12 protein-coding genes are annotated in these 12317 nt (G+C 47.0%); 9 read left to right on the forward strand and 3 right to left on the reverse strand.

Going from position 1 to position 12317, the window contains the following annotated elements; translation table 11 throughout:
- Positions 1 to 42 precede the first annotated feature (42 nt).
- Positions 43 to 360, reverse strand: coding sequence for a DUF971 domain-containing protein (locus J4G07_07185; protein MCE2413772.1), 318 nt, complete (start codon positions 358 to 360; stop codon positions 43 to 45).
- 124 nt (positions 361 to 484) lie between these two features.
- The gene (locus J4G07_07190; protein MCE2413773.1) at positions 485 to 742 is read right to left on the reverse strand and encodes a ferredoxin family protein; all 258 of its coding nucleotides are present in this window, start codon (positions 740 to 742) and stop codon (positions 485 to 487) included.
- A gap of 550 nt (positions 743 to 1292) precedes the next feature.
- On the opposite strand from J4G07_07190, the gene recJ reads away from it, so the two are divergent.
- Both recJ and J4G07_07200 read left to right on the forward strand, forming a co-directional pair.
- Positions 1293 to 3851, forward strand: coding sequence for a single-stranded-DNA-specific exonuclease RecJ (gene recJ / locus J4G07_07195; protein ID MCE2413774.1), 2559 nt, complete (start codon positions 1293 to 1295; stop codon positions 3849 to 3851).
- Positions 3829 to 6036 carry a bifunctional (p)ppGpp synthetase/guanosine-3',5'-bis(diphosphate) 3'-pyrophosphohydrolase gene (locus J4G07_07200; GenBank protein ID MCE2413775.1) on the forward strand — a complete coding sequence of 736 codons (2208 nt, stop codon included), beginning with the start codon at positions 3829 to 3831 and terminating at the stop codon, positions 6034 to 6036. The genes recJ and J4G07_07200 overlap by 23 nt, the downstream gene beginning before the upstream one ends.
- A 13-nt stretch (positions 6037 to 6049) precedes the next feature.
- On the opposite strand, the gene rpmB is transcribed toward J4G07_07200, so the two are convergent.
- Complete coding sequence (gene rpmB / locus J4G07_07205) at positions 6050 to 6262, reverse strand: 50S ribosomal protein L28 (protein MCE2413776.1); 213 nt, start codon at positions 6260 to 6262, stop codon at positions 6050 to 6052.
- A 187-nt stretch (positions 6263 to 6449) separates the two neighbouring features.
- Here rpmB and J4G07_07210 point away from each other — a divergent pair, with 187 nt between their 5' ends.
- From J4G07_07210 to J4G07_07240, 7 genes are all read left to right on the forward strand, one after another.
- Positions 6450 to 7028: a Uma2 family endonuclease gene (locus J4G07_07210; protein ID MCE2413777.1), complete on the forward strand. Its 579-nt coding sequence runs from the start codon at positions 6450 to 6452 to the stop codon at positions 7026 to 7028.
- A gap of 231 nt (positions 7029 to 7259) precedes the next feature.
- Positions 7260 to 8513, forward strand: coding sequence for a glycosyltransferase family 4 protein (locus J4G07_07215; protein MCE2413778.1), 1254 nt, complete (start codon positions 7260 to 7262; stop codon positions 8511 to 8513).
- 63 nt (positions 8514 to 8576) lie between these two features.
- Positions 8577 to 9053, forward strand: a complete 477-nt coding sequence (locus tag J4G07_07220) for a hypothetical protein (GenBank protein MCE2413779.1) — start codon at positions 8577 to 8579, stop codon at positions 9051 to 9053.
- A 162-nt stretch (positions 9054 to 9215) separates the two neighbouring features.
- The gene (locus J4G07_07225) at positions 9216 to 9824 is read left to right on the forward strand and encodes an RNA polymerase sigma factor (protein ID MCE2413780.1); all 609 of its coding nucleotides are present in this window, start codon (positions 9216 to 9218) and stop codon (positions 9822 to 9824) included.
- A gap of 104 nt (positions 9825 to 9928) precedes the next feature.
- Positions 9929 to 11347 carry a hypothetical protein gene (locus J4G07_07230; protein ID MCE2413781.1) on the forward strand — a complete coding sequence of 473 codons (1419 nt, stop codon included), beginning with the start codon at positions 9929 to 9931 and terminating at the stop codon, positions 11345 to 11347.
- Positions 11348 to 11361: 14 nt separating this feature from the next.
- The gene (locus J4G07_07235) at positions 11362 to 11613 is read left to right on the forward strand and encodes a hypothetical protein (protein ID MCE2413782.1); all 252 of its coding nucleotides are present in this window, start codon (positions 11362 to 11364) and stop codon (positions 11611 to 11613) included.
- Positions 11614 to 11634: 21 nt separating this feature from the next.
- The gene (locus tag J4G07_07240; GenBank protein MCE2413783.1) at positions 11635 to 12030 is read left to right on the forward strand and encodes a TIR domain-containing protein; all 396 of its coding nucleotides are present in this window, start codon (positions 11635 to 11637) and stop codon (positions 12028 to 12030) included.
- Positions 12031 to 12317 lie beyond the last annotated feature (287 nt).

The raw sequence follows: 12317 nt of genomic DNA on the forward strand, positions 1-12317 counted from the left end.
CACCTATTTTTATTTCAGGGCAAAACACATCTCAAATGAAGCCTAAGTTTGAGGGTTACTTTCACTTAACTCACGCAAAAATTGGAACGTATAAATTCCGGTACGATGTCCGTCGTTCCATACCAATCTTACCGCGTAGCGTCCGACTCGCTGAATGTCAACAAGCTGTAGGTTTTCAAAAAAATCGTCAGAGGGTAGGATGTGAAAAGGATCTTTTCCTAATCGTGTGGCATCGCAACGGGCACAAGGGCATTTTTGTCGGAGGGTGCGGTAGGATAATTCGCAGTGATGTGAATCTTTCCATCGGATTTCCAAACCTGTACTGCTTCTTTCAATGCGAGTCGGTTGGAATTTCTGCATGATAATTTCTCAAAGGAGTCGCCGACTCCTTACAAAAAACGGTTGCCAATTGTGCGACTGAAGACAGTCTGCAAACCAGCAACCGTTCAATGAGTTGTGATCGAAGGATTATTCCTACTATCCGTTATTCAAAGTACTCCGCATTGATCTCAATGAACTCGTCCCATTCTTCGGGAACATCTTCTTCCATAAAGATGGCTTCGACGGGGCATTCAGGCTCACATACACCACAATCGATGCACTCTTCCGGGTCGATGTAGAGCTGATTGGTTTCCTCAAACTCGTCAGCATCGGGTAGGGGATGAATGCAGTCCACTGGGCATACATCAACGCATGCACTGTCCTTAACGTCGATACATGGTTCACAAATCACATACGTCATGTTAGAAACTCCTTTCCGCTTAATTTTACAATAAGAGCCTCCATATCAGACGGGCGGTAACTTCACTTAACGGACGAGGTTAGTCCCTATTTTGATGAAGGCGTTACAAAAATATCGTCGTATGTGGCATTTTTGTACATTGTCTGCTGAGTTGCGATCAGGACATTTTAATAATACCATAAACAATTTGCTTTGTCAAGTTATATATGCAACAGGGCTATTCAGTTTTCCGTTTTTTGGGGACATTTGGATCCCCCGACTCGGTAGGTGCGGTTTCCTAACCAGGGTTCCCACCCGTTACTGGGAAGGGACACCGGATCCACCCAGAATCCCATAATTGCTTAAAACTAAATCGTCCTGATATATGCAACAGCACAGAAGCATTCAGTTTCCAACAGATGGTGGTCAGCAATGTCAGTTTGGAAAAAAATTGACAATTCTCGATTTTTGTGTTACTATATCCATAGTCGAAAATAGTCGAAAACGTATTGCTTGCAAGACCCTACATTGCAAAGCACAGGTTCCCCATCTTAACAATACAAGGCGCGTCATGAGAAAACCTTCTCGCAAAAAGTGGCAATTCAACAATTCGGATTTTGATAGTAGTCTAACATTAGCATCTGAAGCAGGTGTTTCTCCGTTTGCTGCACAACTGCTTATCAATCGAGGAATAAAAACGGCTGCCGCAGCACGATCTTACCTTTACCCAACTCTTGATGAATTGCACTCCCCTTTCAAATTGGCAGATATGGACAAAGCTGTAGAACGGATACACAAGGCGATCTCTCGCGGTGAGAAAATCTGTGTCTACGGCGATTATGACACGGATGGCACGACAGCGACGGCATTACTGCTCAACACATTCCGCCAGATGGGTGTCCCCGTTGATTATTATATCCCAAATCGGTTTGGAGAAGGTTACGGATTAAGCGAAGACACTGTAAAAAAGATCCACCAGAAAAACAAAGCGAAGTTACTGATTACCGTAGACTGTGGTATAACATCGGTTAAAGAGGTCGCATTGGCGAATCAACTCGGTATAGATGTTATTGTCACGGATCACCACCAGCCAGAAAAAGAACAGCCGCCAGCATATGCTCTGATTTCACCTAAGATTCTGGGGAACGAATACCCTTTCACTGAGCTCGCAGGTGTCGGTTTAGCCTTCAAATTAGCACAGGGATTAATAGACGATACAGCGTTTCTTGAATCACTACTTGACTTGGTGGCGCTGGGTACCGTCGTGGATATGGCACCACTGACTGGAGAGAACCGTATTTTAAGCCGCTTGGGATTAGCAGAACTTGATAAACGCGAACGTCCCGGGGTTCATGCTTTGTGCGAAGCAGCAGGGCACAAAATTGACACACCGCTTGACGGATACGCCCTCTCTTTTAAGTTGGGACCCCGTATTAATGCCGCTGGACGCATGGACACCGCACATAAAGTGGTTGACCTCTTTACCACCGATTCTGAGGATGTAGCGATTCGGATTGCCTCTGAACTCAATCAGGCAAATCAGAGGCGACAAGAACTGGAAAAGCAAATTCAAGACCAAGCTTTGGAGATAATTGAAAAAGAGATAGATGATGACACCGTGGGAATTGTTGTTGCCAGCGACAAGTGGAATAAGAAAGCACAAGGTGTTGTCGGTATCGTTGCCGCCCGTTTGATGCAAACCTTCTATAAGCCTGCCGTTGTCCTTGCGATTGATGGCGATGAGGCTACCGGATCTGGACGTTGTATCGAAGGAATGAGTCTCGCTGATAGTTTCGTTGCCTGCACGGAATTGCTGGTGAAACACGGTGGACACGAAGCAGCAGCAGGGTTAACGCTCAAAACTAAAAATATTCCCAAATTCAGGAATGCTTTTAATGAATTCGCTCGTGAGACGCTCTCAGAGGACGCATTGCAACCGAAACTGGAACTTGAGTTTGAAACGCGTCTCTCACTTTTAACGTTAGAGACCCTAAAGGAACTGGAACAATTTGAACCCTTTGGAAAAGAAAATCCAAAACCCCATTTCGGTACACGACGTGTCAAAGTTAATGGGACACCTACCCAAATGGGAAAAGAGAAAAACCACCTGCGAATGTTTGTTAACGATGGCACGGTAAAACGATGCGCGATTGACTGGGGAGCAGGTGAGAAACTCATCACTTTCAGACGTCCGAATATGTCCCTCGACATCGCCTTCTCGCCCCAAATTAACGAGTGGCAAGGGAATCGTTCTGTTCAACTTATTCTTCAAGATTGGGAGCTCCACGCTGAAGGCAGGGACATGAACCGGGATGTATTTCCTAAACTCAGTGATAAATCTTCTGTCAAACTTGTTGATAAACGGAACGTTAATAAAAAGAATTACCTTTTAAACTTGCTTGCGCGAGAGGAATCTTGTATAATTTATGTACGAGACGAAGAGATGTTAGATCTCCTGCTTACAAAACTTCTACCGGAGAGCATCGAGGGAATCGCGCGGCACACTGAAGCGACACCAGAGACAGAGGCAGCAGCTTTATTGAACCGATTGGAAACCGGTGAACTACGGACAATCGTATCAAGTAGTACTTTTTCCCCTCTCGAAGCATTTCCTTATGTTAAACACGTTGTTCTTTGTCACCTTGCATCAAGCCAAGATCTCTTTTTTAAACGGTGTGAACCCGCTTTCGCAACTGCCGAGACCTCCTATCTGCATCTCATCTACAACAACACAGATGAGGCGGAGATGCACAATTGGATTTCTGAAAAATATCCTACGGGTGACGAATTGCGGCGATTGTACGGACACATACGAGCGGCTATACAATCCAATGGCACAGACGGTTATCCTGAGGCAGAGATACTGAAAGGTGGATTTGGGACTCTGGCAGCACTTCAAACTGGACTCACTATCTTTGAGGAACTACAGTTCATTGAACGGCAGGGGCAACCGGGTAATAGACTTGTAAAACTCCTATCGGGGGAGAAAAGTGACTTGTCTCGTTCACCTACCTACCTGAAAGGAGAATGGATTAAGCAGACGAGCCCTTCTTTTATAGAGTTTCAATTAAAAGAAAACATCGAATCTATGTGGGAGCGCATAGGGCATGAGTATCAAATCCTTAGTTAATCAAATTCAAGCATATAATCCGGATGCAGAGGTTGAACTTCTGGAGCGTTGCTACCGTTTTGCGCAAGAGGCACATGAGGGGCAACAGCGAAAATCAGGAGAACCTTACTTCACGCATTGCGTCAAAACCGCTGAGATACTCGCCGAACTCCGACTGGATACACACACAATTTGTGCCGGACTCATGCACGATGTCCTCGAAGATACAGGTATCACACGTCAAGAGATGCAAGTTCGGTTCGGCGCCAATATCGCCAATCTTGTCGAGGGTGTCACAAAGATCGGTAAGTACAAGCTCAGTGTCGCCTCCCCAACTCCAGATATTAAAAGCACAGTCGAACATCGCGTCCATCGGAAACGCCAAGCCGAAACCTACCGGAAACTCCTGTTAGCGACAGCAGAAGACATGCGGGTCATCCTGATTAAACTCGCGGACCGACTGCATAACATGGAAACACTGGGGTTTCTCCCAAGTGAGAAATGCCAACGCGTCGCAAAGGAAACGCTGGAAATTTATGCCCCGATCGCACACCGATTGGGGCTTTGGCGTATTATGGGCCGCCTCGAAGACCTCGCGTTCAAACATCTTTATCCTATCGAATACCGAAAAATTGCCGACCTCCTGAACCAGAAACTCACTGAGCGAGAGGCGTATTGCGAGAAGATGGTTAAACAAATTCGTGAAGAATTCGAAAAACGGAACGTTTTCGCCGATGTCCACGGTAGAACGAAGCATATCTATAGCATTTACCAGAAGATACAACAGAAAGGAACACCCTTCAGCAAAATCCGAGACTTAATCGGGCTGCGAATCCTCGTCAAAACTGAGGCGGATTGCTACATCGCGCTCGGTGCACTCCATGGTAAATGGAATTACCATCCTGACCGACTTCGAGATTGGATTGGGCAGCCGAAGAAGAACGGATACCAATCACTTCATACCACGATTCTTGATGATGGCAGACCTGTTGAAATCCAGATTCGCACATATCAGATGCATAAGATTGCTGAAGACGGCATTGCTGCGCATTGGAGTTATAAGGAGGGGTTACCGACGAGTCAACAAGGACGTTCCATTTTCGCGAGCTATAAGCAGATACTTGAAGACATACAAGAAACGCAAGACAGCCCGCATCATTTTGTCGAGTCCATGAAGTTGGAACTCTTCCAAGATGAAGTCTATGTTTTTTCGCCGAAAGGTGATCTTTTTAAGCTACCTGCTGGCGCGACCGCGATCGATTTTGCCTATAAAATTCATACGGATGTTGGGCATACATGTGTCGGAGCAGAAGTCAACGGTGCTGTCGCACCGATCCGACGTGTGCTGCAAAACGGCGACCAAGTCAATATTCGGACTCAGCCAAATGGAAGACCGAGCCGGAGCTGGTTGTCGTATGTCAAAACCGCCACGGCACGGGGTAAAATCAATCACTGGTTCCGTGAAAAAGATAGAGCTGGTGCCCTGGAGTTAGGCAAGCAACTTCTCACAGCGGAACTGCGGGGCTCCTATCTGAACGCACGGGATTATCTCAATTCCCCGAAACTTCACGATGTTGCTAAACAACTCAAACTCAAAAATCTTGAGGAACTTTTCGTCCGGATTGGTAATGGGGATGAATCTGCTACTCAGGTCGTTAATTTATTGAAACCTGAGGTGCCGAAATCAGAGACCGAATTTCCTGAAGATACTCACCGAAGGCGAAAACCAGAATCGCCACCGGCTGTTCAGCTTGAAAACGACATAGACTTAGGTATGATACGAATTATGAAGTGCTGTAACCCGATCCCTGGTGATCAAGTCGTCGGTTATCTCACTCGAGGACGCGGGGTTTCTGTCCATAGAGCCGGCTGTATCCGCATTCTTGACGAACCGGAACGACTGCTAACTGTTAATTGGAGCGAAAAATCGTCCTCCGAAAACGGAAACCATCCGCCTTCTGTTTATCCCGTCAAAATTCTCGTTGAGTGCAATGACCGCCCCGGTATGCTCGGTGAAATTACGACTGCTATTGCACAATACAAAGTGAATATCCGTTCCGGAAAATTCGAACCCTCCGCTGTCCACCATGACGCCGAAGCCTCTGATAACCTGACGATAGACGTGACAGGTGCAGAACAACTTGATGCTGTCATGCAAGCGATTCGGGGCTTAAAAGGTGTACAACGTGTCACCCGTGAGTCCTAAACGCTTTGCTCTTCTATACCGGTGCTGGCATCCTTGAAATAACTTTACTGACTTTTCCGCTCCGTAGACAATTTGTGCAAACCCGAATCCGTCTCGGTCCTTCCGCAGTTTGAACCCGGACCCGTTGCAGATTCGGCAACCAACGCCGCTTTGTATGCCGCCGTGATTTACTAATCTGGTTGCCTGTCATCGGACGTTTGCTACAGATAGTACAGACTCGTGACATTATGTCTATCTCCTTCCTTCTTTTTCTCTAAAGTATTGGTAAAATCTAAACATTAATAATACCACAATTACACCGGAAATGCAAATTTCTTTAGCGCAAGTTGCAGATCCGTTCTTGCCATACAAACTATGATATGCTATAATTTGGTAACAGGACTTGTAGACGCATCCCATTCAAGGAGATAGATATGTCATCTCTCGCAGCGGAAACTCTCTTTACACCAGAGGAATACCTCGCTTCGGAACGAAAGGCGATAGTTAAAAGCGAATACCTTCGCGGTCAGATAATTGCAATGTCCGGAGCGAGTCTCGCACATGCTCGCATCATAGCAGATATAGTTACTGAACTTAACATCCAACTGAGAGGGCGGGATTGTGAAGTCATCAGCAACGATATGCGCGTGAAGACCCGTCCGAAAGGTGCCTATTTTTATCCGGATGTCGTTGCTTTCTGTGGGGATCCGCAATTTGAGGATAATGTCTTCGACACACTTCTCAACCCGATCCTCGTTATAGAGGTGCTTTCGCCGTCAACCGAGGTGTATGACAGAGGCGAGAAGTTTTCACACTATCAAGAACTCGCGTCTTTGCGAGAATACATCCTCGTTTCACAGGACAGGGCTCGCGTTGAACAGTATCGGCTTCTGAAAACGGAGTGGGCGGAGACGGAGTATCGGAGATATGAAGATGTGTTGCCGCTGGATTCCATCGGCTGCGAACTCCCCTTGCCGGACATCTACAGACGTGTTCCTGCAGTCATTTCATAATTTTCTATGCATCGCCTTTCGTATTTTCACGGAGAAAGAATAGAGGGCGTTTCACGAATCGGTCCCGTTCGACCTTAGAAAATTTTCCGTGAAGCCTCCGTGAATTGTGTCTATCGGCGAAATCCGTGTTATCCACCCACTGCAGATAGAGGAGGCATACTCTTCCCCTAAACGTTCAGTATTAAAACCGAAAACATGAAAGTTGCTTATATCACCGCAGGCGCCGCCGGCATGTACTGCGGAACCTGTATCCATGACAACATGGTAGCCACTGTCCTGAAAAAACAAGGACATAACGTTTCCCTGATTCCAACTTATACGCCTACACGAACAGACGAGGCAAATGTGAGTTTGAACCGCGTCTTTTTCGGTGGGATTAACGTCTATCTGCAACAGAAACTCTCCTTATTTAGACACACGCCGTGGACCTTAGATAAACTACTCGACAATCCCACGCTATTGAATGGATTGGCGCGATTTAGTAGCTCGACAGACGCTCGAGATCTTGGGCAACTTACAGTCTCTATGCTCAGCGCAGAGCAGGGGCACCAAAGCAAGGAATTAGCGAAATTAGTCAAATGGCTCGCTGAAGAGAATAAACCGGATATTGTCTACCTCACGAATTCCATGCTTGTTGGTTTCACAAGAGAAATTAAAAAGGCGTTAGATGTACCGGTTATCTGTGCGCTCCAAGGCGAAGATATTTTTCTCCAAGATATTATCGAGCCTTACAAATCAGAGGCGTTAGCTCTCCTTCGAGAACGTGCTATAGATCCAGATGGCTTTGTGGCACCTTGTCGTTACTACGCACAGTTTATGGCAGATACCTACCTTAACGTACCGATTGATAAGATTGACGTGGTCCCGCTCGGATTAAACATCGATGGCCACGGTGTGCCTGTCCAAAAAGCGGAACCACCGCCCTTCATTATCGGGTACTTAGCGCGTATCTGTCCTGAAAAGGGGTTACACATCTTGATAGACGCTTTCCGCCTGGTAGCGGAAGCGTTAGGTGCCGATAACGTCCAATTGCATGTTGCCGGTTACCTCGGCAAGAAAGACGAACCGTATCTTGAGGAACTTGTGAACCAGATTCAGGCATGGGATTTGTCAGACAGTTTTGTACATCACGGTGAAGTGACGCGTACGCAAAAAATTGATTTTCTCAACCGTCTCCATGTTTTTTCTGTCCCCACTGTTTACCGTGAATCCAAAGGACTGTCGATTATAGAGTCGCTTGCCAATGGTGTGCCAGTCGTCCAACCGCGGCATGGTGCGTTTCCAGAGATGATCGATGCTACCGAGGGGGGAGTCCTGGTTGAACCAGAATCTTCTGAAGCAGTCGCAACGGGTATCATCGAACTCCTTGGCGATACCGATCGGCGTGAACACCTCGGAGAAACCGGAAAAATCAATGTGCATCAGAATTTTAATGATACCATCATCGCAGAACAACTTTTGAAAGTATTTGAAAAGTATACTTAATGTTTCAATTGCTGGCGCGCTTTGGAAGTGCTTCTGCCACAAAAATCAAGAAGGAAGTGGATTATGTCTAAAACATGGCTCATTTTTGTTTTCATGACAGTTTCATCATGGGGGCTTTACGGCGTTTTTCTACATCAAGGACAGGTCTCTATGGCGGATCCTGTGCATGGACGCTACAAAGCGTTCCTCTTTGTGGGACTCGCGTATCTCTTGGCAGCCGTTATCGGTTCTGCACTGATGCTCATTGTTAACGGATCCAATTGGCAATTCACAGGTTCGGGAGTCTCCTGGTCGTTTGTAGCCGGACTTGTCGGTGCTATTGGAGCATTTGGCGTGCTACTCGCCTTCGGCGCAGGGGGTCGCCCTGCAGTCGTCATGTCCATCGTCTTTGCGGGTGCCCCGATTGTAAACGCTATCGTTGCGACACTATCGCATCCACCAGTAGGTGGCTGGGGGGCAGTCCGATGGCAGTTTATCGCAGGCATTTTGCTCGCCGCACTCGGCGGTTGTATGGTGATGCTCTATAGGCCCACTTCATAATATGTAGAAACAGAACCGCCCGACCTCTGACGTGTTTATGTCTTGGAAAGGCGGTTGAATCCCCTATCCCGTTCCCTCGCTCCGTTCGTTTTACCGAAAAACGCACTTTTCACTATCCTCTTTCTGTGACATGTCTCTAATAGGCAAAGAGGGAGAGTTTTCATGCCTATAGGCGAAGCTTGCGTGCCAATCAATCAAGAGTTAACCAAGGCAAATGATGCTGAGTTAGTCGTCGCTGCACTTGCGGGTAATACGCAAGCGTTTGATGTTTTGGTGAGTCGCTACCGTCGGGCTATGCTGACAATCGCGCAACAGATTGTGCGAAACCCCACCGATGCTGAAGATGTCGTGCAAGACGCGTTTTTGCGGGCTTTTGAAGCACTGCCACAGCTCACGGATCTGAACCGTTTTGGGGCATGGCTTCATTCAATCACTCGCAACCGTGCCTTGCGCTACTACAAGAGTGCAGGACGTTACCAACCCCAAGAAGATATGGAACCCTATTTAAATAGGGCAGCAGATATATCGGCTGAAGATCCAGCTCACATTGTGGAACGTGAATTGACACAGCAAGCGATGAGAGACGCGATTCAGGAACTACCTACCGATTATCAAGCGGTTATTGAACTTTATTATTGGGCAGAGATGCCACAAAAACGGATGGCTGAATTCCTCTCCGTGCCACTGACAACCGTGAAATGGCGACTCCATAAAGCGAAGGAACTCCTCAAAACGATTTTGGAAAGACGGGGCTATCGTGAGGATATGTGACAACCTTCACCACTATTCTCCGCAGGTAGGTTCCGACCTTCCTTGTTGATAAAATCACATCCGTAATTATAGACTTTAACGACTATCATAGAGAGGTAAAAATTATGGAACAGCAAAGACCACAAGAGATCAGAGGGCTTTTTCACATGTTGGAGCACACGGCAAAAATCGCAGAGGACGCTGCGTTAACCGGAGCGTTCAGTGGTGGTGAAACGCGGTGCATCTCCCAATTCAATAACGTCCTCAAACGCCTCAGGGACATCGAGGCAATACCTGATGGACTTTTTGAAATGCTGCCAGCAGATGCGTCTTTTAGCCAAATTGGAATCGCGTGCCATCAACTCGCTGCATACCTCAATGAAGAATTGGACGCGACGACGGATTTCAAAGGATGGCTCTCCAGTTTTTTCGGAGAACGGTTCATGGAAAACCTAACAGAGGAGTTGGCAGACAAACCATTTGGCGACCTAATCCGCAAAGCCGTTCCAGATTTCTTAACTGAGACAACATTGGAAGACATCGTCGAAGTGTTTCCGGTTGCACCCGGTGGAAAACTAACGGTTGATGCCGATTTCGGCGCAATTGATGTGCAGAGCGCAGCGGACGATAATCTCTCTGTCCGCGTCCGACGTGCCGCACAATTGAAGGAAGATCGACGGGCAGGCGAAGTCCTCAAGAATTTTGATGTCCAGATGACACATGAAGCAGCGGATGTCAAAATTGAAGCGAAATTCAGAGGTCCAGTAAAGCAATGGAAAAAGGCGAAAAAACGTCTGGATGTCCAATTTGAGATCGTCGTCCCGAGAAACTATGGGCTTGATTTGAAGACCGCGGATGAGGAAATTTCCGTGATAGATATAGTAGGAAATGTGAACGTTCACACAGCCGGCGCGGGGCTCCGCTTACAAAATATCACTGGGCGTATTGATGGAAAAACTTCGGGTGGAAACATAGACCTCAAGGCATTTGAGGGCGACGCAGCACTTCAAACGAGTGGCGGAAATATTACACTTGAAGGCGGCACAGGCGATGCCAAAGTCAAAACATCAGGCGGAAACATCCAGATGACCGATGTCATTGGTGCCGTCAATGGGAAAACCTCCGGCGGCACTGTTACCCTACACGGATGCAAAGGCGGTGCAGATGTGAAAACTGCGGGTGGCAGTATAGAGGTAGAGAACGACGGACCCGTCCTCGCGAAAACGAGTGGCGGTTCTATCCGCTGCCAACTCCAAGAGGCGGTTTCAAGCCAAAACTTACTGCTGGATTTGGAAACAATAGGGGGGAGTGTAGACGTTTCGCTCGCTCCGGACATTGCTGCGACAGTCGAAGCAAAAGTGCTTGGCGGTTCAGTGACCACAGAATTTCCGGTAACTGCGGAGACGGCAGGTCCTGTCAAACCCGATCAATTGCACGGAACCATTAATGGGGGGGGTTCACTCTTGAAACTCTTTTCCGTCGGTGGAAACATCATACTCAGGAAAACAGAGCGACACACGCCAACCTCGTCCCTTCAGGCATAACTTGGAGATGAATCATGGGATTATTGTCGATTCTTAGTTTAATATGGGGGATATTGGCTCTTATCGGGATGGCAGTTGCCATTATCCCATTTCTTGGGGCACTCAATTACCTGAATATCCCCTTTGCAGTCTTTGGCTTGCTTTTCAGTGTCCTCGCGCTTATCGTGTCATCAAAGAAAGAAGGGGCTGTTGCTGGGTGCGTTCTGTGTGGCGTAGCGATTTTCTTGGGAGCGATCCGACTCGTTTTAGGCTTCGGAATCTTCTAATTTTGAATAGGAAAAAATAATATGGCAAAGGTTAAGGTTTTTCTAAGTTTCGAGTTCGACAAAGATAACGAACTTCATCACAATTTCTATGCGCAAGCCGCCCGTGGGGACTCCTGCCATGAAATTAAGGATTATTCATTGAAAGAGGCATATAAACCACACAATGACAGTAGTTGGCTGAAGAAAGCAAAGGATCTAATTTCTCGTTCAGACATTGTGATTGTCGTTACAGGACAAGATGCACATAACGCACTTGGTGTTGCAAAAGAGGTGACAATCGCACATCAGCAATGTAAACCGATTTTTCAGATTCGCCCACAGAATAGGACAAGCGGTCCGGTCCGCGGGGCAGGGGAAGTGGTTCCATGGAACTGGAAACAAATTGAGGCAAAAATCTCTGAGTGCTTGAAGATATAACGGAAACGCGACTTACAAGTATATGCCATCAACCCACGTTAAGTTGGCGGCATACGTTTAATTTCGGGTTAATGGTTATTCCTGATTGAAATCGCATCTTCTATCCAAGTTTCAAGATGCTTTTGGATGTAAGCATAAACCTCTTGGCTATCTGAGCAGGGCAGATCAGAACGTTTCATAATTACATACTATATTAACCCAAGTTGTCAGTTTTTTATCTACATAGCACTCCGCTGGAGTGCGGAAGCAGAAAACTCCTTTTCTATAGACATATCACCCCTACGGGG

The sequence above is a fragment of the Candidatus Poribacteria bacterium genome (assembly GCA_021295715.1).
Classification (GTDB): Bacteria; Poribacteria; WGA-4E; order WGA-4E; family WGA-3G; genus WGA-3G.